The sequence below is a fragment of the Pseudonocardia sp. 73-21 genome (assembly GCF_001899645.1).
Lineage (GTDB): Bacteria > Actinomycetota > Actinomycetes > Mycobacteriales > Pseudonocardiaceae > Pseudonocardia.
In genome coordinates this window covers 1-22,496 of the sequence record NZ_MKVV01000013.1, presented here as the reverse complement: position 1 = coordinate 22,496, position 22,496 = coordinate 1, and the positions used below count along the sequence as shown (strand labels likewise).

General features: G+C 69.0%; 23 protein-coding genes and 2 pseudogenes. 9 read left to right on the top strand and 16 right to left on the bottom strand.

The features are described 5' to 3' along the window. From BGP03_RS01905 to BGP03_RS01865, 9 genes are all read right to left on the bottom strand, one after another. Positions 1-435, bottom strand: a 435-nt coding sequence (locus BGP03_RS01905) for an acylphosphatase (protein ID WP_299735184.1), incomplete at its 3' end; no start/stop codon positions are given. Further along, complete coding sequence (locus BGP03_RS01900) at positions 432-1,607, bottom strand: NHL repeat-containing protein (protein ID WP_298800318.1); 1,176 nt, start codon at positions 1,605-1,607, stop codon at positions 432-434. The genes BGP03_RS01900 and BGP03_RS01905, both read right to left, overlap by 4 nt. 79 nt (positions 1,608-1,686) lie before the next feature. Then, complete coding sequence (locus BGP03_RS01895; RefSeq protein WP_296377302.1) at positions 1,687-2,544, bottom strand: NifU family protein; 858 nt, start codon at positions 2,542-2,544, stop codon at positions 1,687-1,689. Beyond that, entirely contained in the window at positions 2,544-3,740 is a 1,197-nt protein-coding gene (locus BGP03_RS01890; protein WP_298800317.1) for a hypothetical protein, read from the bottom strand. The genes BGP03_RS01895 and BGP03_RS01890 overlap by 1 nt, the downstream gene beginning before the upstream one ends. After that, positions 3,733-3,942 carry a hypothetical protein gene (locus BGP03_RS01885; protein ID WP_296377304.1) on the bottom strand — a complete coding sequence of 70 codons (210 nt, stop codon included), beginning with the start codon at positions 3,940-3,942 and terminating at the stop codon, positions 3,733-3,735. The genes BGP03_RS01890 and BGP03_RS01885 overlap by 8 nt, the downstream gene beginning before the upstream one ends. After that, positions 3,939-4,757: a hydrogenase maturation protease gene (locus BGP03_RS01880; RefSeq protein WP_298800316.1), complete on the bottom strand. Its 819-nt coding sequence runs from the start codon at positions 4,755-4,757 to the stop codon at positions 3,939-3,941. The genes BGP03_RS01885 and BGP03_RS01880 overlap by 4 nt, the downstream gene beginning before the upstream one ends. Beyond that, complete coding sequence (locus tag BGP03_RS01875; protein WP_296377306.1) at positions 4,754-6,361, bottom strand: nickel-dependent hydrogenase large subunit; 1,608 nt, start codon at positions 6,359-6,361, stop codon at positions 4,754-4,756. The genes BGP03_RS01880 and BGP03_RS01875 overlap by 4 nt, the downstream gene beginning before the upstream one ends. A 41-nt stretch (positions 6,362-6,402) precedes the next feature. After that, positions 6,403-7,374: a hydrogenase gene (locus tag BGP03_RS01870; protein ID WP_296377307.1), complete on the bottom strand. Its 972-nt coding sequence runs from the start codon at positions 7,372-7,374 to the stop codon at positions 6,403-6,405. Between the two features lie 108 nt (positions 7,375-7,482). Then, entirely contained in the window at positions 7,483-8,016 is a 534-nt protein-coding gene (locus tag BGP03_RS01865; protein ID WP_298800315.1) for a DUF1641 domain-containing protein, read from the bottom strand. 437 nt (positions 8,017-8,453) lie between these two features. Here BGP03_RS01865 and BGP03_RS01860 point away from each other — a divergent pair, with 437 nt between their 5' ends. Both BGP03_RS01860 and BGP03_RS01855 read left to right on the top strand, forming a co-directional pair. Continuing rightward, positions 8,454-9,542, top strand: coding sequence for an AraC family transcriptional regulator (locus BGP03_RS01860; protein WP_298800314.1), 1,089 nt, complete (start codon positions 8,454-8,456; stop codon positions 9,540-9,542). Between the two features lie 40 nt (positions 9,543-9,582). Further along, entirely contained in the window at positions 9,583-9,681 is a 99-nt protein-coding gene (locus BGP03_RS01855) for a hypothetical protein (protein WP_296377345.1), read from the top strand. A 130-nt stretch (positions 9,682-9,811) separates the two neighbouring features. Here the strand turns inward: BGP03_RS01855 and BGP03_RS01850 are convergent. From BGP03_RS01850 to BGP03_RS01825, 6 genes and pseudogenes are all read right to left on the bottom strand, one after another. Further along, positions 9,812-10,083: pseudogene (locus BGP03_RS01850) on the bottom strand (IS1380 family transposase); the annotation flags it as partial. Positions 10,084-10,205: 122 nt separating this feature from the next. Continuing rightward, complete coding sequence (gene hypB, locus BGP03_RS01845; protein ID WP_296377310.1) at positions 10,206-10,952, bottom strand: hydrogenase nickel incorporation protein HypB; 747 nt, start codon at positions 10,950-10,952, stop codon at positions 10,206-10,208. Between the two features lie 3 nt (positions 10,953-10,955). Next, positions 10,956-11,294, bottom strand: coding sequence for a hydrogenase maturation nickel metallochaperone HypA (locus tag BGP03_RS01840; RefSeq protein WP_296377311.1), 339 nt, complete (start codon positions 11,292-11,294; stop codon positions 10,956-10,958). 287 nt (positions 11,295-11,581) lie between these two features. Further along, entirely contained in the window at positions 11,582-13,627 is a 2,046-nt protein-coding gene (gene tkt, locus BGP03_RS01835) for a transketolase (protein WP_298800313.1), read from the bottom strand. Then, positions 13,624-14,310, bottom strand: a complete 687-nt coding sequence (rpe, locus tag BGP03_RS01830; protein ID WP_298800312.1) for a ribulose-phosphate 3-epimerase — start codon at positions 14,308-14,310, stop codon at positions 13,624-13,626. The genes tkt and rpe overlap by 4 nt, the downstream gene beginning before the upstream one ends. Positions 14,311-14,498: 188 nt before the next feature. Next, positions 14,499-15,503, bottom strand: a complete 1,005-nt coding sequence (locus tag BGP03_RS01825) for a class I fructose-bisphosphate aldolase (RefSeq protein WP_298800311.1) — start codon at positions 15,501-15,503, stop codon at positions 14,499-14,501. Between the two features lie 165 nt (positions 15,504-15,668). On the opposite strand from BGP03_RS01825, the gene BGP03_RS01820 reads away from it, so the two are divergent. The 5 genes from BGP03_RS01820 (at position 15,669) to BGP03_RS01800 (ending at position 20,760) form a co-directional block, all read left to right on the top strand. Beyond that, a complete protein-coding gene (locus tag BGP03_RS01820; protein WP_296377315.1) occupies positions 15,669-17,099 on the top strand; it encodes a form I ribulose bisphosphate carboxylase large subunit in 1,431 nt (476 codons plus the stop codon). Positions 17,100-17,115: 16 nt separating this feature from the next. Beyond that, positions 17,116-17,541 carry a ribulose bisphosphate carboxylase small subunit gene (locus BGP03_RS01815; RefSeq protein WP_296377316.1) on the top strand — a complete coding sequence of 142 codons (426 nt, stop codon included), beginning with the start codon at positions 17,116-17,118 and terminating at the stop codon, positions 17,539-17,541. 42 nt (positions 17,542-17,583) lie between these two features. Then, positions 17,584-18,606 carry a CbbX protein gene (gene cbbX / locus BGP03_RS01810; RefSeq protein ID WP_363093128.1) on the top strand — a complete coding sequence of 341 codons (1,023 nt, stop codon included), beginning with the start codon at positions 17,584-17,586 and terminating at the stop codon, positions 18,604-18,606. After that, complete coding sequence (locus BGP03_RS01805) at positions 18,603-19,499, top strand: LysR family transcriptional regulator (protein ID WP_296377318.1); 897 nt, start codon at positions 18,603-18,605, stop codon at positions 19,497-19,499. The genes cbbX and BGP03_RS01805 overlap by 4 nt, the downstream gene beginning before the upstream one ends. Before the next feature lie 514 nt (positions 19,500-20,013). Beyond that, on the top strand, positions 20,014-20,760 hold the full coding sequence (locus BGP03_RS01800; RefSeq protein WP_298800309.1) for a helix-turn-helix domain-containing protein: 747 nt from the start codon (positions 20,014-20,016) through the stop codon (positions 20,758-20,760). A gap of 145 nt (positions 20,761-20,905) precedes the next feature. Here the strand turns inward: BGP03_RS01800 and BGP03_RS01795 are convergent, their stop codons facing one another. After that, positions 20,906-21,409 carry a hemerythrin domain-containing protein gene (locus BGP03_RS01795; protein ID WP_296377320.1) on the bottom strand — a complete coding sequence of 168 codons (504 nt, stop codon included), beginning with the start codon at positions 21,407-21,409 and terminating at the stop codon, positions 20,906-20,908. 95 nt (positions 21,410-21,504) lie between these two features. Here BGP03_RS01795 and BGP03_RS01790 point away from each other — a divergent pair, with 95 nt between their 5' ends. After that, positions 21,505-21,858 (top strand): metal-sulfur cluster assembly factor, encoded by a 354-nt coding sequence (locus BGP03_RS01790; RefSeq protein WP_298800308.1) that lies wholly within the window; start codon positions 21,505-21,507, stop codon positions 21,856-21,858. Between the two features lie 23 nt (positions 21,859-21,881). Next, positions 21,882-22,496, top strand: a pseudogene (locus BGP03_RS01785) (hypothetical protein); the annotation flags it as partial.

Below are 22,496 nucleotides of genomic sequence, written 5' to 3'. Positions count from 1 at the left end.
GGTGCAGGTGACGAACGGGTGGCGGAACCGGCGGTCGGCGGGATCGAACAGCTCGCGCACGCAGTCGTCGCCCACGGCGACGTCGGGCGGGATCGCGGTGGCCGCCCCGTCCACCGTGCGGCTGGCCACGATGACGAAGCCGTCGCCCGCCCCGGCCGGGATCTCCGCCCACGCCACCGACGTCACCTGCGCGAGCGGCGGGAGCTCCGCGGTCAACCGGTGGGCGAACGACTCCAGGTCCGCGGTCGGGCCCTGGACCTCGACGAACACGGACGTCGAGTCGTTGCCGACGAACCCGGCGAGCCCGAGCTGGGTGGCGATCCGCCACACGAACGGCCGGAACCCGACCCCCTGCACGACCCCGGCGACCGTGATCCGTCGGCGCGCCACGGTGCTCGGGTCGTGCGCGCAGACGTCCATCTCGGCGGTGCTCACGACCGGCGCCAGATGACCACGCGGTTGTTGCCCGAGTCCGCCACCGCCAGCGCGCCGCCGTGCAGGCTGACGCCGTAGGGCCAGCACAGTGTGTCGTGACCGACCGACGCCCAGCGGTTCTCCCCGTTGGACGCGAACGTCGGCTGGGCCAGTACGTGGTCGGCGGCGCGGCCGTCGGTGGGCACCGCGTCCCACAGCAGCACCCGGTTGTTGGCCGTGTCGGAGACCGCGAGACGGCCCCCGTCCAGGCCGATCGCGTAGGGGAAGCGGAAGCGGTCGCCGGTGTGGGGGCCGTAGGGCCACTCGCCGACCGTGGTGAAGTCGGGCTGGCCGACGATGAGGTCGGCCGGGCCGTCCTTGTCGGGGTGCGGGCTCCAGCCCAGCACGCGGTGGTCGCCGGCGTCGGCGATCAGCAGGAGGTCGTCGGTGCCGGTGATCGCGTGCGGCCAGCGGAAGCTGTGCGCGTCGGCGTCGACGCCGCGGTTCTCCTCGCGGAGGGTGGGGTCGGGCTGGCCCAGCACGACGTCGGCGGGCCGGTTCGCGGTGGGCAGCCCGCCGTCCCAGCCCAGGACGCGGCGGTTGCCGGTGTCGGCCACCCAGAACCGGTCGCCGACGACCGCGATGCCGAACGGCCAGTAGAAGGAGGACGCCGAGCACTCGCCGCCGCGGTTGGGCTCGACGTCGGTGGGTGAGGCCTGCCCGAGGACCAGGTCCGGCGCGGTGTCGCTGGCGCGGGGCACCTCGTTCCACACCAGGATCCGGTGGTGCCAGGCGTCGGCGACGATCAGCTTCCCGTCGTGCACCAGCACGCCGGTGGGCAGGTTCATCCCCCGCGCGGGACCGCCGGTGGCCCGGCCCTCGGTGGTGCCGTCGGGCTGGCCGAGCACGACGTCGGCAGGCTGCTCGTCCTCGGTCGGGACGCCGTGCCAGATCAGCACGCGGTGGTTGCCGGAGTCGGCGGCCACCAGATGGTCGTCATCGAGGTACACCCCGCGCGGCGAGTACATCCACGCCATCGTGGGGTTGGCCGGCGGCAGGGCGAGCCCGCCCGGGGCCGGCGCCCCGAGCCACACGGACGGCGCCCATCCCCCGGAGAGGTCGACGGAGGAGGTGGGCCCGATGAGCGCAGGCCGCCCCCCGATGTTCAGCCGGACGTTCAGCGGGCGGCTCATCGCCTGACCTCGCAGCCCGTGAGGCGTCCGCGCAGCGTGTCGACGCGCTGCGAGGTGGCGCCGGGCGCTGCGAGGCGGGTCATGCACCCACCCGGATCCACACAAGGCCGGCGTCGACCCGCAGGGGGAGCTGCTCCAGCTGCGCCCCGGGGGCGGACAGGCATTCGCCGCTCGTGGCGTTGTAGCAGAAGCCGTGCCAGGGGCAGGTCAGCGTCCCGTTGGTCGTGTCGAGAATCGCGTTGTCGAGCGGCATGCCCTCGTGGGCGCACTCGTTGCGGTAGGCCGTGAGCCGCTGCTCGACGTTGACGACGATGACGTCGGACGCCGAGCGCAGGCTCAACGAGCTGACCGCCCCCTCCGTGAGGTCGGCGGCGGGGGCGGCCTTCACCCAGCCCTCGGCCTCCGGGTCGGGCCCCATGAACAGCGAGTCGACCGAGATCAGCGTGGGCGACGGCTCGTTGGGCAGCACCTCTACACCCGTGACGGACGGGACGCCCTCCACGAGGGCCCCCTCGACGAGGTTGCGCAGCGTCACCGACGACATGGAGCAGCCGTTGCAGGCGCCCTCCAGCCGGACGTAGGCGACGCCGTCGGTGATGCGGTCGAGCTTGACGTCGCCGCCGTGGCTCTGCAGCTGCGGCCGTACCTCCACCAGTACGCGGTTGGCCAGCGTCATCGGGTCGGGGCGGATGATCTCGTGCAGCGAGAGCAGCAGGTGCACGGTCGGGTCGTCCACCAGTGCGAACAGCACCTCCCGCGCATCGGTCTTGAGCGCCCGGACGATCGTGACCAGGGCGTCTCGGTGGATGGCCTCGACGGCGTCCTTGAGCTCCAGCGCCACCTTCTGCGCCGCGGGTTCGAGATCGGCGACGGCCTTCGCCGCGGCGTCGACCCGGCTGGCGAGCTCCTCGAACGTGGACGCCTCGGTGGTCGTCATCAGAGGTCTCCTGTCGCGATCAGGGCGAGCTGTCGGGAGACCTCGTCGAGCACACCGCGCACAGCGCGCATCGAGTCGTGGTCCTCGAACTCCTCGAACAGGAACCGGGCCTCGTAGAGCTTGGCCTTGGCCGGGTCGAACATCCCGAGGTGCGCCAGCGCGTTGCCCTGGTTGGCGAGCACCCGGGCCCGACCGAGCGGGTCGGTCTCGCGGTCGCGCACCTCCAGCACGGCCTCGTAGAGCTCGACGGCCTCCACGAGGTTGTCGGCTTGGTGCTTGGACGGCGTGTAGACGAGCGAGTTGGCGAGGTTCAGCTGCGTGCTGGCCCAGCGTTCCGGGTGGGTCTCGCGCGTGTAGACCTTCAGCGCGCTGCGCAGCGACTGCACCGCGACGCCGAGGCGCAGCTGGTCGGACGCCTCGATCATCGGCATCGTCAGGTACGCGGCCGCGAGGTTCGCGTGCGCCGCGGCCCACAGCTCGGGGGCCTCGTCGCGCAGCACCAGCTGCAGCGCCGAGTGGTAGTGCGGGATGGCGTTGCCGACCAGGCCCGTCTCGTGCAGCTCCGCGGCCAGGGCGAGGTGCAGCTCCGCGCGTCCGATGCGTAGGTCGGGAGCGGCCGACAACGCCCGGATGGCCCGCTCGTAGAGCGCCACCGCGCCATCCGACGCCATCGACGCGGCGGCGCCGAGCACCAGCCCTGCGAGTGGCGGCGACACCGGCATCGCGGCGGCGGCGGCCTGTTCCAGCAACGTCACGGCCTCGGCCGGATCGCCCGCGTGGGCGGCCTGCGCCGAGAGCACCAGTGCCGCCAGTTCACCGTCCGCGGCGCCCAACGGAGGCGGGACCTCGATCGTGCCCAGCACGAACGACACGACGTCGACCAGCGGCCCGAGATCGCCCAGATCGGCACGCAGCTGATCGACGTCCACCCCGTCCGGGTCGAGGACGAACCGGTTGTAGCGGGTGACCACGTCGTCGCCGACGAGCGCGGCCAGCGCGCCGTCGCGGTCGTCGAACAGCGCCAGCTCGTGCGCGCGCATCCGCGCGGGCCACGGCGCCGGCAGCCGCCCGGCCAGCAGCGCGAGCCGGGCGTCCTCGGTGTCCTCCCCCGCCGGCACGAGCAGGTAGCCGGCCGGCAGCGGGAACGCCCCCAGGGGCTGGGGGCGGACAGCGACGGTGGTGACGACGTCAGCCATTCAGGGGTCCTCGCAAGTCACGTTCGGCGGCACGCTTGATGAGCCCGGCCGAGATCTCGGCGCGGGCCTTGGTGTTGAAGTCGTCGATGCGGTGGCGGACCACGCCGTCGGCGAACACGACGGCGATCTCCACCACCCAGCGGCCCTTCTCCTCGAACACGAACGTCTCGACGCTCTCGCCGGCGTCGGCCATGGCGATCACGACTCCTCCAGGGCCACGCGAAGTGCGCCCTGCTCGGCGTCCCACACGGCCGGGCGGACGCCGACCGGAATGCGGTCTTCGAGCACCTCCCGGATGAGCGTGGATCGGTCGCCCGCCAGGTTGCGCTGCTTGAGCAGTAGCCCACCGCTCTGCGGCCCGCGCAACGGAAGCAGCCACAGTTGGCCCTCCCGGACCAACGCCACCGCGGCGCTGGACGGGAAGCGGCTGCCGGCCAGCTGCGCGTCGAGGCGCAGGTAGCCGTCCGCCGTGAACTCGACGGTCGGCACGTCCTGCACCGCCGGTCGCAGCGGCGCCAGGAAGTCGCGCTCGACCAGCGCGATCACCTGCTCCATCCCCGCCACGACCGGTTCGGTCAGCTCGGCCCCCATCTCGACGGTCCCGGCCTCGATGAGGAACACCGTGATGTCGGTGGGGCACGCGTCGGCGAGCGCCCACCGGGCGAACGCGATCGCGTGGTCCCACCGGAAGGAGTGGGTGTGCAGCCCCTGCAGGGGCGGCACGTTCTCCAGCTCCGCCCCGGGCACGCGGTACAGCGTGCCCGGCGCAACGCCGGTGGCGGACGCATCGATGATCACGACCCGTTCGGCCCCGCGCATCTGGAACGCGACGTCCATCCCGGCCGTGCCGCCGTCGACGAGCCGCGCGCCGTCGGGCACGCCGCGCTCCCACAGGTGCCGGACGAGGATCGGACCGACCCCGTCGTCACCGCGTAGGAGGTTGCCGCACCCGACGACGAGCACCTCGGTGCCGGGCGGTTCGATGTCGATGTCGATGTCCTCAGGCGTACTACTCACACCATTCCGTTGATCACGAACTTGTTGAGCTCCTTGCCGGTCTTCCCGTCGTAGGCGTGGACGGTGCACACCAGGCAGGAGTCGAAGCTGCGGGCCACGTGCCCCAGCTCCACCGGATCGTCGATGTCGACGATCGGCGAGCCGATCAGCGCCTGTTCCATCGGGCCGAGCGTGTTCGACGCGTCGCGCGGGCCGATGTTCCAGGCCGTCGGGGTGATCACCTGATAGTTCTTGATCTTGTTGTCCTCGATCACGATCCAGTCGGCCAGTGCTCCGCGAGCGGCCTCGGTGGCCCCGAACCCGCGACCCTCCGCGTACTCGGTGGGCTTGGTGTAGAAGCTCTCGTGCAGGTTGATCTGGTCGAGCCACTGCCGGGCCCACTTGTAGTACTTGGGTGCCTCGTGCATGCGGGCCATCTGGCGCACGAACACGCTCGGGCCGATCTTGTTGACCATGTCCGGGAACAGCGGGTCGTCGTCCTGGTGCGGCAGCGCGTTGGGGCCGCCGGCCGCCATCCGACGGGCGAGCGGGCCCGCCTCGAGCGGGATGTGCCCCTTGCCCGCCACGTCGTAGCGCGGCGACTTCGCCCAGCTGTACTTGCCGTCCTTGCGACCGGCCTCCGGGTCGACGGGGACCGTCTCGCCGTCGAACGGGTGGCGCGGTGTGTCGCCCTCGTAGAAGGAGTGCGCGACGTGCTCGGTGACCTTGGTCTGGTCGAACGACTCCCACTGGCCGTCGGCGTAGATGCCCGAGCGGCCGATGAGCGCGTCGTTGCGGCCCTCGATGGTCGGGTTGCCGTACAGCGACGGGTCGAAGTAGGTGCCGGTGGCGAAGAAGTTGCCGACGCCGCGGCCGTACTTGTCGAGCCCGACGTCGAGGCAGTAGCGGATGAAGAAGCCGCAGTCGCTCTCGCGCTGGGACTCGTTCTCGTCGACCCAGGCGAGCATGTCCTCCCAGCTCTTGACCTCGAGCCAGCGGTCGACCGAGCAGCCGAGCCACTGCTTCTCGAGCCAGTTGTCTTTCCAGTGCTCGAGGATCGCGATGGCGCGCGTGACGTCGCTCAGGGTCGGGGCGCACATCACGCCGCCCGGCACCATGAACGACGAGTGCGGCCACTGGCCGCCGAAGATCGCGTAGACCTCCACGGGCTTGCCCGAGAGCACCACGCCGGGCTGGTAGCTGGTGCCCACGTACGGCGCGAACCGGCGGACAGCCTCGGCGTACATCGGCGACTTCGCGTAGTTCTTGTTCGTCAGGTCGATGGCGAACAGCGCGTAGAAGTAGCGCGGAATGGACTGCAGCGTCTCCGCCGCCTGGCAGATGTTGCGCACCAGCGTGGCGTTCGGTGGCACCGAGGTCTTCCACGCGACGTCGAGCGCGTAACAGCTCTTGTAGAGGTGGCTGCCGCCGCAGATCCCGCAGATGCGGGGGCAGACGACGAGGCCGGCCTGGGGGTCCTTGCCCCGCAGGATGATCTCGAAGCCACGGAACATCGCCGCCTCGGTCCAGGCCGAGGTGACGACGTTGTCCTCGATCGTCACTCTGACATCGAGGTCACCCTCGACACGGCCCAACGGGCTCACGAACAGGTCTAGCGCGGTCATGGTGGTGGAGTCCTTTCGATGAGGGGTCGGCTCTGACCGGCTCAGACCACGAACATGTCTTCCTTGGACCACTGCGGTGCGGCGATCCGGGCGGCGGCGGCGTGCGCCATGTAGGTCAGGTGGTCGCTGCCCTCGGGCACTTCCTTCGGAATCATGCCGCTCACCTTCTGGGTCTTGAACACGGTGCCGGGGGCCAGATCGAAGTGCGGGAACTCGGGCTCGGTACAGCCCAGGCAGGGCATGCCCGCGCGCGTCTTGGACGACTGCCGGTTCCACAGGATCCGGTTGCACGGGGAATGGGTCATCGGGCCACGGCAGCCGAACTCGTAGAACAGGCACCCGGTGCGGGTGCCCTCACCGAAGCTGGTGGTCGACTGCTTGTACTCGAAGAACTGCACGCGCGTGCAGCCCGTCTGCGTGAACGACTTGAAGAACGTCTCGGGCCGGTGCAGGTCGTCGAGGGCGATGTCGCCCGCACGCCCGGTGGCCAGCGCAACCAGGATCTGGGTGATCCAGTCCGGGTGGGCCGGGCAACCCGGTATGTTGATGACGGGCAGGCCCATCTTCGAGCGGAAGTCCGGGCCGAGGTAGCCGCCCTTGTCGCGCTTGTGGAACTGCAGGCCGGTGGAGCCCGAGGGGTTCGGCGCCATCGCGGGGATACCGCCCCAGCAGGCGCAGTCGCCGATGGCGACCACGATCTGCGCCTGGGCGGCCAGATCGGTGACCCAGTCCTTCATCGGGCGGTCGGCGAACATATCCATCCGGCCGGTGCCGTTGGGGCCCTCGATGACGGTGCCCTCGAAGACGAAGATGTCGAGCGGCTTGGTGCCGTCGGCGCAGTCGTTGAACAGCTTCTGCGCGTTCTTGCCCAGTTCCAGACCCAGTGACGGATGCCAGACCAGGTCGAGGCCGAAGTCGACGATCAGGTCGACGACGTTGGGTTCGTCGGCGTTGAGGAACGACATGGTGTTGCCACTGCAGGCCCCACCCTGAAACCACAGCACAGACGCCATGGAAACTCCTTTCGGATCACGTACCCCGTCCGAGAGCCGGGGCTCGGTGGTGATAGTGGTGGCGGCAACGCAGAGCCGCCAGGACGCCTCGAGGAGAAGCGAATTCGGTCAGTCGGATTTGAGCTGCTTGCCGAAGGACCTGGCTACCTCGATGAGGAACCCGAGGCCACGCGAGATGTCCTCGTCCTTCAGCGTCCGAAGCAGACCGAACACGCCCATAGGCGTGCTCGGGTTGTGCGCGGCCCGCTCCCGACCCTCGACCAGCGCCTCCCCGAGTTGGGAGATCACTCCGATGGCCTGAGGGTCCGTGAGCTTCGACGTGAGCAACGTACTTAGCGCTGGCGTCGCTTCGACAATAGGGCCCGACAGCGACTTGAGGCTGTTTGCCAGACCGGCGAGGTCGAGATCCCGTAAAGGGCTCCGGCCGTCAGATACATCCCGCAACTCATTGACCGCTGACAGGAGAGACTCACCTATCACCTCGCCGCGGCTCACCAGTCCGTCGAGACCAACCACGAGCACCGCGAGAAGGTCGGCGTGATCGAGGAGCTGATTCAGCGATTCCACGACCTTGGGGTCGTCGAGCCGCTCTATCAACGCATCGGCCGGGGACGATGCGACGAGTTGACTGTCGATATCCAAATTGACCCTCCAGCTCAGCAACCGTGATGACGAAGCCCACAGTGAGTTGCGGCACACGGTAGACCGGGTGGAACCAGCTGCCTATCACTCAGGCGCTGGCACTATCGTGATCGCGCAGAGTTTCGCCCTCAGATGCGCAGCGTTGCCCAGTACCGGCCCGCGTGCTGGGCCAGATGGCGGCGCCGTCACCGGCCAGTGCGGGTACACATCGTGCCCAGCCGGCGCGATCTCGTGGACCGTCACTCCCCCGCCAGTCCACGCCGTTGTCATCCGCGATCCGGATGTGACGCCCGGAAACTCCTGTTCGACGATGAAGTAGGCACTCGCAGCGCCGGCCCCGTGCGCTACCTTCTCCATCATTGTGTCGTAGGAGGTCCCCGCGGACCGAGTAGAGATGACGTTGCTGGACGGGCTCGCCTCCGGTCTGATCCACCACCGTGATCGCGCAAGATCCGGAGTGTGCTGAAATGTCCCGCCTCAGACGGTTCGGGTTCATCGACGCCCGGCGAACCGACGACCCGGTCCGGCGGAAGGTCCGCTCACGCGGTGTGCCGCCCGGACTTCAAAACCACGAGATTTTCTATACCGAGGACGTCCGGGAAGCGTCTGACCTGATCGGACGAGCGCTGTCTCCGATTGTACTTACGGTCCGCAACCCCGACCCGCAGCCGTTCGCCGCCATGATGTTCGGGGTACGAATGCGCGACGTCAGCATGTTCTATATCGATCTCACTGTTGCGACGACTGTGAAGATGCGCTCCGTCGGGCCGTACTATGCGGTGCACATGCCGACCAACGGCCGAGTCATCTGCGAGCAGAATGGTCGCACTTTCGACGCCAACCCGATCCAAGCCGCGGTCACCAGTCCCGGCGACGACCTAACAATGGCACTGGACGACGATTCACCTCAACTCGTTATCCGTTTCGAGCAGGATGCGGTCACCAGTCACCTCACCAGGCTACTCGGTGGGAGCCTGCGCCGGCCGATCGCGTTCGAACCGGAGATGGACCTGACTACCGATGACGCGATGCGATGGAACGGTGCGATCCAACTTCTGCACAGCGAAATCTATCACGAAGGTTCCCTCATACATCGCGGCCAAGGGGTCGGCCCGATGGAGGAGTTGCTCATGAGCACGCTGCTGCTTGTGCAGCCATCCAATTATCGGTCACAGCTGGTACGACCGACGGGATCGCCCACCAAGAGAGTGATCAGGAACACTCTCGACTACATCGAAACCCATCTCTCAGAACGCATCACGATGACCGACCTCGCCGTGAATGCCCACATGAGCATCCGTGCGATCCAGCAAGGTTTCCATGACGAGCTCGGTACGAGCCCGATGCTGTACCTGCGTGACCGGCGACTGGAACGCGCGCGAGGGGACCTGACGGACGCTGTCCCGTCGGACGGGGTCACCGTCACCGAGATTGCCCAACGGTGGGGCTTCAACCATCTGGGAAGCTTCGCCGTCCTGTATCGAAAGCGTTGGGGCGAGTCCCCGTCGGAGACGCTTCGCCAGTGAAACTGGATGGCCCCCGGTTGTGCTGCGGCCGGTGGAACGAATGCGCAGCCAGGCCGCCGAGATCAGCGAGCAGGATCTGAACCGCAGGCTCGCGTTGCCCTCGGCCCGCGACGAGATCGCCGCGCTGGCACCACGATGAACGCGCTGCTCGATCGGCTGCCGCAGGCGCTGGACCGCGAGCGCGGGTTCGTCGCGGACGCCGGACACGAGCTGCGCACGCCCCTGGCGCTCCTGCACACCGAACTCGAGCTCGCGGCCCGGCCCGGACGCACCCGGTCGAACAGTCGCGTCATCCCGCCGTGGCGCAGCAGGTCCATGTCGTTGATCGAGTCCGCCCCGGAGATCATCCCGGTCACCAGCGCGAGGACCTTCCCGGCAGCGTTCGCGGTGCCCTTCCCGGCCATGGTCAGCCGCCCGCCGAGCAACGTCTCCAGCCCGCAACGCGCGGCCAGCGCCATCACCGGCACCAGCCCGGCGCAGGACACGAGGTCGGGTCGTCGAACCGAACCGACACGACGCGGCGGACATGAGATGGCCGAATCCAGCGGATGCCCTTCTGTATGGGACCAATGTGACCGTCGCAAGCCACATTCTCCCAGCTCAGAGGGGCATTCGTGTGTTCCGACTCGCCTTCACGGACTCAATTCGGCGGTGGATCCAGGCTCAGCCGTGTCGCCGGTTGCTCAGCCAGTCGCACCACTGCTCCACGCCCTGCCCGGTGCGGGCGCTGGTCTCGATCACGGGCACGTTGGGGTTGACGGCCTTGAGGTTCGTGTAGAACGCGTCCAGGTCGAAGTCGAGGTGCGGGAGCAGGTCGATCTTGTTGACGAGGACAACGTCCGCAGAGCGGAACATCACCGGGTACTTGAGTGGCTTCTCCTCACCCTCGGTGATCGCGTAGACCATCGCCCTGCGGTGCTCGCCGACCTGGAACTCGGCGGGGCACACGAGGTTGCCGACGTTCTCCACGATCAGCAGGTCGAGCTCGGCCAGCGGGAGCCGGGGTAGGGCTGAGCGCACCATCGGGGCGTCGAGATGGCACTCGCCGCCGAACCCGTTGGCGGTGTTGATCAGACTGACCGCGGCCCCGAACCCGTCGAGCCGGTCGGCGTCGATGCTGGTCTCGATGTCGCCCTCGACGATCCCGACACGCACGCAGCCCTGCAGCCGCTCCAGCGTGTGACGCAGCAGCGCGGTCTTGCCCGCGCCCGGCGACGACATCAGGTTCACCGCGGTGACGCCGGCCGCGTCGAAGTCCGCGCGGTTGGCCGCGGCCATCCGGTCGTTCTCGTCGAAGATCCGTTCCAGGACCTCGATGCGCTCGGTTCCGGTGGCGTAGCCGGAGTGGTCACCTTTGTCGTCCAAGTCGTGGTGGCCGTGGTCGTCGTCGTGCTGGTGGAAACGTCCCATCGGTCAGGCCTCCGCGAGATCGAGCGTGGTGAGCAGGAATTCCTCACCTGTGATGATCTCGACGTCGGTCCCGGAGCAGGAACCGCAGACGAGCACGGGTGCGGAGATCGTGGTGGTGGCGGCGCAGGACCGGCATCGGATGGCCGCCGGGATGCTCTCGACCTCCAGCGTCGAACCGGCGAGGGGGGTGTCGTCGTTCACCAGCGACCAGCAGTAGACCAGCGTGTCCGGCACGATCTGGCGCAGCTGCCCCACCTGTAGGTGCACCGCGCGGACCTCCCGCCCGGCGGCGTTGCGGTTCACGATGTCGACGATGGATCGGCAGATCGAGAGCTCGTGCATGTCCGTCCCGGTGTCATGGGTCAACTGCTGAGGGCTCGGATGGCGACTCGCCCCGCCATGTGCGGTACGGCCCGAGCATCCGCCGAGGTGGTGTGAACGGCCCTGATCCCACCACCCGGCCACCTCGGTCACGGTTATCCCCGGCCCTGGTGGAATCCCTGTCAGACGCGCGGATGGACCTCGATGTGTATCGAGCGCGGCGCGCGCAGCCACGCACCCAACCTACCGCTCGCACGTTCGAAGGCGAACGAGGAGGCCTCGGTCCCGAGATGCCGCCCCGCTGTTGTTCAGGGCCCTCCGGTCGGTGATGTCCGGCCGAGCGCGTCGAGTGCGGCCGTGGCGACGGCTGATCCTGAGAGGCCGAGGTGCACCGCCACTTCCGGACCCGGACCACAGGCGCCGAACCTGTCGAGCCCGATGACAACATCCCGAGGTCCCGCGATCGCCCGCCAGCCCGTCGTCACGCCCGCCTCGATCCACACGACCGGAACCTCGGGTCTCCGGAAGCGCCCGTCGCGCAGTGCTGAATCCAGGCGCTCGCGGCACAGCACCGAGAGGACCTCGGCCTTTACACCACTGCGGGTGGCCAGCAGCCCGGCGGCGACCATCGCGAGGTCGACCTCTGACCCACTTGCGGCGAGGACGATGTCGGGGGTCCCCGGTGCCGTGCGTACGGTTCGCACACCGAGTTGCCGGAGGTCGTCGATCCCGGTGCCGCCGAGAATCGGTAGGTCCTGCCGGCTGAGCACCAGCGCGGTCGGGCCGTCGAGGTTCGCCGCGGCGAGCTCCCACGCCAGTGCCGACTCCGTGGCATCGGCGGGGCGCAGCACGGTGAGACCGGGGATGATCCGCAGCGACTCGAGTTGCTCGATCGGCTGATGGGTCGGGCCGTCCTCACCGACGTGCACCGAGTCATGGGTGAACACGTAGATCACTGGCTGGCGCATGAGTGCCGAGAGCCGCAGGGCGGGGCGCAGGTAGTCGGCGAAGACCAGGAACGTGCTGCCGAACGGTCGCAGCCCTCCGTGCAGGGCAATCCCGTTCAGCGCGGCGGCCATCGCGTGCTCGCGGATGCCGAAGTGGACGGTGCGGCCCGCGTAGTCCCCCGGTGCGATGTCTCCACCGGCGATCGCGGTGTTCGTGGATGCAGCGAGGTCGGCGGACCCGCCCACGAGTGCGGGATACTCCGCGGCCAGCGCCCGCAGGGCCGCTCCGGAGGCCTTCCGGGTAGCCACCCGGAAGGCCTCCTCCTGCCCGTCGGCCAGCGGCGCCAGCACGGCGAGGTCTGGTGGAGGGGGGGTTCGATCGAGGGGAAAGGCGACGGCGAGGCCCGGATTCTGCCGGGTCCACGCCGCATGGCGGTGTTCCCATGCAAGGCGTTCCTGCCGGCCCTCACCGGCCCGGGCCGCACCGGCGAGCCGAACCGAGGTGGGCACGTGGAAGGACTCGTCGGGCCAATCGAAACGGCGTCGCATCGCGGCCAGCGCGTCCGTGCCGAGGGGGGTGCCGTGTGCGGCCGAGGTTCCTTCCACCTCGGCGGCACCGTATCCGATGATGGTCTTGATCGTGATGAAGGTCGGGCGGTCGTCGGTCGCCGTGGCTTCGGCGAACGCCCCGTCGAGCGCCGCGACGTCCCGCGAGTCGTCCACCCGGATCGTACGCCAGCCGTACGCCGCGAAGCGGGCTGCGGCGTCGTCGGCGCAGCTGCGGCCGGCTGGTCCGTCGATCGTCACGTCGTTGTCGTCGAAGATCACGGTCAGGCGTCCGAGCCCCAGCCTGCCCGCCAGGGAAGCCGCCTCGTGGCTGATCCCCTCCATGAGGTCGCCATCGCCAGCGAGCACCCAGGTGCGGTGGTCGACGACCTCATGGGTGGTGTTGCAGCGGGCCGCGAGCATCCGCTCGGCCAGCGCCATCCCGACCGCATTGGCCAGACCCTGGCCCAGCGGGCCGGTGGTCGTCTCCACGCCCGGGGTGTGGCCGACCTCCGGGTGCCCGGGAGTGCGCGAGCCTAGCTGTCGGAACCTGCGCAGCTCGTTGAGCGGCAGGTCGTAGCCGAACAGGTGCAACAGGCCGTACAGCAGCATCGAGCCGTGTCCGGCAGAGAGCACGAACCGGTCGCGGTCGGGCCAGTCCGGTCGGGACGGGTCGTGTCGGAGGTGTCGGGACCACAGCACCCAGGCGGGCATCGCCATACCGAGCGGCAGGCCAGGATGGCCGCTGTTCGCCGCGTCCACGGCGTCGGCGGCCAGGAACCGCAGTGTCGTGGCCGCGAGCTCGTCCGGAACGTCGTCCTCGATGTCGTTCTCGATCGCTGCGCCAAGGACGCGGCTCACGCTGCTGCTCCCGTCGTGGCGGCGGTTCGCAGCGCTGCCACCCGGTCGGTGAAGGTTCCGGCTCCGGCGAACAGTGCCGAGCCGGCGCAGAACACGCCGGCGCCCGCGGCGGAGGCGGCAGCGATGGTGCTGCCGTCGATGCCGCCGTCGACCTCGAGTTCGATGTCGAGGCCGCGACGGTCGATCTCAGCCCGGGCTGCCGCGATCTTGGGTTCCATGCTCGCCAGGTAGCGCTGCCCACCGAAGCCGGGATCGACCGTCATCACGAGCAGCAGGTCGACCAGGTCGAGTACGTGGTGCACGGCGGACAACGGAGTGGCCGGGTTCAGCGCGACCCCGGCCCGTGCCCCGAGTTCGGCGATCCTGGCCAGGGTTCGGTGCAGATGGGTGCTCGCCTCGGCATGCACGATGACGATCTCGCATCCGGCCTCGACCCATCGGGGCAACATCGGATCCGGGTCCTCCACCATCAGGTGGGCTTCGAACCCGAGGCCGACCAGGCCGCGGGTGGAGGCGATGACGTCGGGCCCGAAGGTCAGGTTGGGCACGAATCGGCCGTCCATCACATCCCACTGAACGCGGTCTAGGCCCGCCTTGTCGAGTTCTTGGAGCTGGGCTCCGAGATTGGCGAAATCCGCGGGCAACACCGACGCGACGAGCGTCGGTTGCGGGGCAACTGGCATCGCACCTCCTAGGTCGAGAAACAACGCTGAGGTCGGGCCCGGGGGCTGCGAAGCCCCCGGGCAGGTGGCCGACGGGGGGAGGCCGTCGGGCTCGGAGGGTCATCGTCGGACCCTGCCGGGAGGGGCCACGATGATCACCCTGAGTGCATCGTTCGTGGCCCGAGCGGGCGGGCCCGGTGACCGGCAGGTCACCCGGTCTGCACCCGCTGTCTTCCGCGCACCGCCTCCGCATTGGCGGCCACCCGCTCGGCCAGAGCACTCTGACCGGCCGGGACACGCCCGGCGTCGCCCGCCCATGCCGTCAACGCGACATTCACGAGTGCGCGGCCGAAGGAGAACGTCAGTGGCCACGGTGTGCGGTGCGCCTGCATCGCGGCGAGATTGGCGGTCGCCCGCTCTGCCGGCTGGCCGCCGGACAGGAACGCGACTCCTGCCAGATCGTTGGGCAGCACGCTGAGCAGGCCGTTCACCGTCGCCTCGGCGACCTGCTCGGGAGTGGAGCGCTCCGGATACGAGGCACCCTCGACGATCATGTTCGGTTTCAGTACCATCCCGGCCGGGTCGACCGAGAACGCTGCCAACTCGGCGATGACGGCATGGTGAACCCGAGTGGTCACCTGGGCACAGCGACGCAGCGAGTGGGTGCCGTCCATCAGTACCTCGGGCTCCACGATCGGCACGATCCCCGCCTGCTGGCAGGCCGCCGCATAGCGGGCGAGCGCATGTGCGTTCGCCCGGACGCCGGCCTCGCTCGGGAGATCGTCGCCGATCCTGATCACAGCACGCCACTTCGCGAATGCCGCGCCCAGCTGCGCGTATTCGGCCAACCGTCCGGCCAGCCCGTCAAGGCCCTCCGTGATCGTCTCACCGGGGAGCCCCGGGCATGCCGTGGTCCCGGTGTCGACCTTGATACCGGGCAGGATGCCCGCGGCTGCCAGTCCGTCGGCGAATGTCCGTCCGTCGGACAGGCGCTGCCGCAATGTCTCGTCGCAGAAGATGATCCCGGAGACGCCGTCGGCGAGACCGGGCGTGGTCGCCAGCAACTCCCGATAGCCTCGCCTGTTCTCCTCGGACGGTTCGACGCCCGCCTTCCCCAGGCGCATCGACATGGTGCCGATGCTCTCGTCGGCGGCGAGGATTCCCTTGCCCGGGGCCACCATTCGCGCCGCTACCTGCCTGCACGCGCTCGTCATGTTCGTCCCTCCGTCGGTCTTGCGCGACGTTAGGAGTCGACATCCGGGTCGCACCTCCCCCGAGTGGTGGAGAGCGAGGGTGGTGCGACACTTTGACGATCGCTACATTGTCAGCGGTCAATTCATGATAGACAGACCCAGTTTGGCACCATCACTATTGTCCACATGGCAGACAGATGGAACGCAGGAGTGATCCCGTACGCCGAGATGGGCTACTGGCAGCCGGACTACGTCCCGAAGGACACCGACGTGCTGTGCGCCTTCCGGATCACCCCGCAGGACGGGGTGCCGCCGGAGGAGGCCGGCGCGGCCGTGGCGGGCGAGTCGAGCACGGCCACCTGGACGGTGGTGTGGACCGACCGGCTCACCGCGCACGAGCACTACCAGGCGAAGTGCTACTCGGTGGAGGCCGTGCCGGGCACCCCGGGCCAGTACATCGCCCTGATCGCCTACGAGCTCGACCTGTTCGAGGAGGGCTCGATCGCCAACCTCACGAGCTCGATCATCGGCAACGTGTTCGGGTTCAAGCCGCTCAAGGCGTTGCGGCTGGAGGACATGCGGATCCCGATCCACTACGTGAAGACCTTCCAGGGCCCCGCGCACGGCATCGTCATGGAGCGCGAGCACCTCGGCAAGTACGGCCGGCCGCTGCTGGGCGCCACGACGAAGCCCAAGCTTGGCCTCTCGGCGCGCAACTACGGCCGCGTGGTCTACGAAGCCCTTCGAGGGGGCCTCGACTTCACCAAGGACGACGAGAACATCAACTCCCAGCCGTTCATGCGCTGGCGCGATCGGTTCCTGTTCTGCATGGAGGCGGTGAACCGGGCGCAGGCCGCCACCGGGGAGATCAAGGGCCACTATCTCAACGTCACCGCCGCGACGATGGAGCAGATGTACGAGCGCGCGGACTTCGCCGCCGAGCTCGGCTCTGTCGTGGTAATGATCGATCTGACGGTCGGTTACACCGCGATCCAGTCCATGGCCGAGTGGGCGCGGCGCAACGGGGTGCTGCTGCACCTGCACCGCGCGGGCCACGGCACGTACACGAGACAGAAGACGCACGGCGTGAGCTTCCGGGTGATCTCCAAGTGGATGCGGCTGGCCGGGGTGGACCACATCCACGCCGGCACCGTCGTCGGGAAGCTGGAGGGCGACCCGAACATGGTCGCGGGCTACTACCAGACCCTGCGCGACGACCACATCGCCGCCGACCCCGTCAAGGGCCTCTACTTCGACCAGGACTGGGCGTCGCTGCCGGGCGTCATGCCGGTGGCCTCAGGCGGCATCCACGCCGGCCAGATGCACCAGCTGCTGCACCACCTGGGCGAGGACGTGATCCTGCAGTTCGGCGGCGGCACCATCGGGCACCCGATGGGTATCGCCGCGGGCGCGGAGGCCAACCGCGTCGCGCTGGAAGCGATGATCAAGGCCCGCAACGAGGGGCGCGACTACATGGCCGAGGGCGAGGACATCCTCAAGCAGGCCGGGAAGCGTTGCCGTGCGCTGGACGTGGCGCTCGCGACCTGGGGCGACATCACATTCGACTATGAGTCCACCGACACCCCGGACGTCGTCGCGACGCCGACGAACGCCTGAAACCGGAGGCCGCACGATGCGAATCACCCAGGGCACATTCTCCTACCTGCCGGACTTCACCGACGACGAGATCTCGGCACAGATCACCTACGCACTCGACAACGGCTGGCCGCTGTCGGTGGAGTACACCGATGACCCGCACCCCCGCAACACCTACTGGGAGATGTGGGGGCTGCCGATGTTCGACCTCACCGACGCCGCGGGCGTCATGATGGAGGTCAACGCCTGCCGCACCGCGCACCCCGACACGTACGTGAAGCTCAACGCCTACGACGCACGGTTCGGCCGACAGACCACGGCGCTGTCGTTCATCGTGCAGCGACCGGCCGCCGAGCCGGGCTTCCGGCTGGACCGCCATGAGGTCGGCGATCGGCGGATCCGCTACAGCACGCACTCCTACGCCACCGAGCGCCCTGCGGGCGACCGGTACCCGCAGGGCTGATCGGTGGCCGCTCCGCAGGACGCCGTCCGCCCCAGCTTCGGGATGCGGTCCGGAACATTCCAGTCCGGCGGTGCGCCCGGTCCCACAGACGGTCGGATGCCGCTGCCGGACGGGCCGGCACCCGACCAACCGACGCTCAGCCCCGATACCGTGGTCGACCTGACCGCCGCCCGACGCGAGGCGGGCATCGACGCGGTGATCGAAACCCTCGACACCCAGCTGGTGGGTCTCGCCCCCGTGAAGGCCCGGATCGCCGAGATCGCCGCGCTGCTGCTGATCGACCGAACCCGAGCGAAGTTCGGGGTGGATGCCCAACAGCCCAACCTGCACATGTGCTTCACCGGCAACCCCGGAACTGGGAAGACCACGGTCGCGCTCCGGATGGCCGACCTCCTGCACCGCCTCGGCTATCTGCGCCGCGGGCATCTCGTCACCGTCACGCGCGATGACATGGTCGGGCAGTACGTTGGCCACACAGCGCCCAAGACCAAGGACGTCATCAAACGGGCGATGGGCGGCGTCCTGTTCATCGACGAGGCCTACTACCTCTACAAGGCCGAGAACGAGCGCGACTACGGCGGCGAGGCCATCGAGATCCTGCTGCAGGTGATGGAGAACAATCGCGACGACATCGTCGTGATCCTCGCCGGCTACGCCGACCGCATGGATGCGTTCTTCGCCGCCAACCCGGGCATGCAGAGCCGTATTGCGCACCACGTCACCTTCCCGGACTACACCGTCGTCGAACTCGAACAGATCGCGCTGCTCATGACCGATGAGCTCGGATACCGATTCTCCCCCGCCGCTCGTGACGTGCTGCGCAGGTATCTGGACAAGCGAATCCACCAGCCATGGTTCGCCAACGCCCGCAGTGTCCGGAACGCCGTCGAACGCGCGCGCCTACGCCAGGCCCGCCGGCTTGTCGACGGGCCCGACACGTGGGTCGACCTCGCGACGCTCATGACGCTCGAGGCAGCGGACCTGCTGGCCAGTCGAGTGTTCGACGGTGGCCTCGCCGGGCCCGACGACCGGGCCGGCGCAGCCTCCGGGATCATCGGCGGGTGACAACGAACGCACGGCTGCGAGCCTTCGTCACGCTCGCCGACTCGGGATCGGTCCGCGCCGCGGCGCAGCGGCTGGTCCTCACCGAGTCCTCGGTGTCGTCCGCGATCAAGGCGTTGGCCGACGAGGTCGGCGTGCCGCTGGTCGACCGGCATGGCCGCGGCGTGCGCCTGACAGCGGCAGGTGAGCGATACGCCGACTATGCGCGCCGCATACTGGGCCTGCACGACGAGGGGATCCGGGCGGCTCGCTGTGAGTCGGACCCCGAGCACGGCGCGATCCGACTCGGCGCCGTCACCACAGCAGGTGAGCACCTGCTCCCGGCGATACTCGCATCGTTCTGCGCGGAGCACCCCAACATCGAGGTCGGCCTGGAGGTCGCGCCGCGTGGCGCGGTCTGGCCGATGCTCCACCGCCACGGTGTCGACCTCGTCGTGGCGGGTCGTCCCCCGGATGGCCTCGACGCCGCCGTTCGTGCCGTCAGCCCCAACACGCTGGTGGTCGTGGGGCATCCGGAACTCGCGGCGACGTTCAGCCCATCCCGGGCCACGTGGCTCTTGCGCGAACCGGAGTCCGGAATGCGGGCCACCACGATCGCGCTGTTGAGCGCCGCACTCGACATCGCCCCCCCGCAGATGACGCTGGGTTCACACGGCGCCGTGGTCGCAGCAGCTGTCGTCGGTCTGGGGGTCACGCTCGTCTCACGCCAGGCCGTGCAGGCACATCTGCACGCCGCGACCCTGGTTGAACTGCCGGTCCAGGGGACACCGATGGAACGACCCTGGCATGCGGTCAGCCACCCCGAGACGACCTCGATCACCGCGATGCTCGTCGAGCACATGCTCGGACATCCGCAGCAGGACTGGCAGCCGGCCGGGTCGTGGTCGGGCACGTAGCGGCGGCGAGTGCTGAGCCTGGATCCACCGCCGAATTGAGTCCGTGAAGCGCCTACGGCCTGTACCTGCTCGGCGGCGCCATCCGGAAGCCGGAGCCGGAGGAGCTCGGCCATCCCTGGGTGACGCTGTTCGGCATGCCGCTCTCGCTGAGCGTCGACAACCTGCTCGCCGGAACGGGCCTGGGGATGCTCGGGTTCTCGCCCGTCGTCCCCGCCGTGACGTTCGGTGTCGTGACGGTGGGGATCGCTGGTCGGTCTGTGTCTCGGGCGCGCCGCCGTGCGGGTGATCCCCATCCGGTCCGACCTCCTGAGCGGCGTTTCCCTCGTCACCGCGGCCATCGTGCTGCCGCTGGTGTTCAGCTAGCGCCGAGCCCGTCGCGGCGGCGACCCGAGGCCGTCAGGTACGGCTTCAACCCACCTCACCGACAGGTACGACTTCGGCTACCGGAGAAGCCATTCGCCCAGAACCCATAGCCTGCCTAGTTTCTACAAACACACTCGGCTAAACTGGTGGTATGAGCGAGTTGACGTTGACCGATCCCAGCGGGGGGCCGGTGCTCGGCGAGAGTCGGGGCCGGGTTCTGGACCTGCTGCGCACGGCCGGCGAAGCGGTGGGCGTCCAGGATATTGCCGAGCGCGCGGGCCTGCATCCGAACACGGCCCGATTCCATCTGGACGGGTTGGTCGACGCGGATCTTGCCGAGCGTGAGGCCGAGGAGCGCAGCCAGCCTGGCCGTCCCCGGATGGTGTATCGCGCCGTCGCGACGGGCATGCCGGCGGGCCGGCGCAGTTATCGATTGCTGGCCGAGATGCTCACCAGCCTGGTGGCTGATGCGTTGCCGCAGCCCGACCAGGCCGCGGCCAGGGCCGGCGAGGCGTGGGGGCGCTACCTCGCGGAGCGACCGGCACCGTCGCAGCGGATCGACATCGAGGAGGGTGTCCGTCGTTTGTCGACGGTGCTGGCGGATGCAGGGTTCGCACCGGACGCGGTGAATGATCTGGCGAAGCCGGTGATCCGGTTGCGGCACTGCCCGTTCCGGGAGGTCGCCGCGCAGCACGGCGAGGTGGTGTGCTCGTTGCATCTGGGTCTGATGCGTGGGGTGCTGGCGGAGGTACGGGCACCCCTGAAGGTCGATCGGCTGGAGCCGTTTGTCGAGCCCACGTTGTGCGTGGCGCACCTCATGCCCGTTGCGCGGCGGCCGACCGGGGTCGATGGCGCGCCTACCACCAAGGGTCGCCGACGGACCGCAAGCCCGCGCTGAACAACGGCGAACGTCGAGTTCGAGCGCGGGAGGGTGCCGGCGGGTTCGGCCGGCCGGCCCCGCCGAGGACGCGCGAGCTGTGGATCAGCAGACGGACCAGGCTCGCCAGGCGATTTGCCCGCGTCGCGGCCTGCGGTCGCTCGGCTCAACGCACATGCTGGCCGTGCGCGAGCAGATGGTGGGTGTCGTGCAGCAGCGCGGGTAGATCCACACCAGCGTGGATGAATGCCGGTAGCAGGTACTCGTTCTCCTTGTGCAGGTGCACGGCGAACAGTGCACGGATCTCGGCCGCGGTGGCGACGAGCGTCGTGGAGTCGAGCGCGGTGTCCAGTTGGTCAACCCGGTGGGCGAGCGCCCGGTGTTCGTCGATCATGGCGAGCACCAGTGATTCAAGGGTGGGATCGGCCGCGGCCGCTGGGTAAAGGCTCTGTTCCTCGGCGGCGGCGTGGGGCAGCAGCTCGTCGGCCAGGAAGGTGGTCAGTGCCGCTCGCCCGAGTTCTGGATCCACGCCCTCGCGGGCGGCCGACAGGACTTGCGCCACCCGTTCGTCCAGTTCACGGGCGAGGGCGGCGTGATGGTCGAGGATCGCCTGCAGCGCGCTGCGGTCGCCGTGTGCCATGCCGACCGAAGTTCCGTTCACAGTGGTCATCTGACTCTCCTCACACGAAGTATCCTTGTTTCTACACTACTACTAGTAGAAAATATCAGTGTTACTGCGTGGATCACAGGCGATAGGAGCGGTCGATGGCCGGACGGGGCGAGCACATGCTGGACGTGGCCGCGGTGGCGACCGGGCCGGTCACCGAGGACCTGGTCATCGACCTGCTGGGCGACGTGATCGACCCCGAGTTGGGGATCGACATCGTCAGCCTGGGGCTGGTCTACGAGATTGCGATCGGCGCCGACGGGGTGATCGTGCGAATGACGCTGACCACGCCCGGCTGTCCGCTCGGGGCGTACCTGGACGATGAGGTGGCCCGCTGCCTGGCACAACTTCCCGGCACGCCGCAGGTGCGGGTCGAGCTGGTCTGGAAACTGCGGTGGAGCCCGGACATGATGACCGATGACGCGAAGCGAATGCTCGGGTGGCACCGGTGAACCCGACGGCGTCCACTGGACGTGTGCCGGTCGGCCGGCCGGTCCGCCCCGGGTGGGCCACCCCGGTCCTGGCGTTCGCCGTGCTCGCCCTGCTCGCCGGATTGTGGGCGGGGCTGCTGCGGCTGGGCCTGCCGATACCGGCCGGGCACACCGATCTGGCCGAACTGCACGGCGTGCTGATGCCCCTGGGATTCCTCGGCACCCTCATCGCAGCGGAGCGGGCGGTCGCGCTGGGCCATGGGTGGGCCTGGCTGGCCCCGGCAGCCAGCGGGATCGGCGCGTTGTGGCTGGTGATCGGCCTGCCGACCAGCACCGGGCAGGTGTTGATCGGGTTCGCCGGCTTCGCCTTGCTGGGGGTGTTCGCCGAACTGCACCGCATCCAGCCCTCGTGGCACAACGCGATCATGGCACTGGGCGCGGTGTGCTGGTGTGTCGCCGGGCTGTCCTGGCTGGGCGGCCGTGACCTCAGCACGCTGGTGCCGTGGCTGGCCGGGTTCCTCGTGCTCACCATCGCCGGGGAACGCCTGGATCTGGCCAGGTTGGTCGCGCTCACCGCACGGGGGCGGGGACTGTTCCTGGGCGCCGTCGGGCTGCTGTTGGCCGGCCTGGCGATGTCGCTCGTCACCGGTGAACCGTCC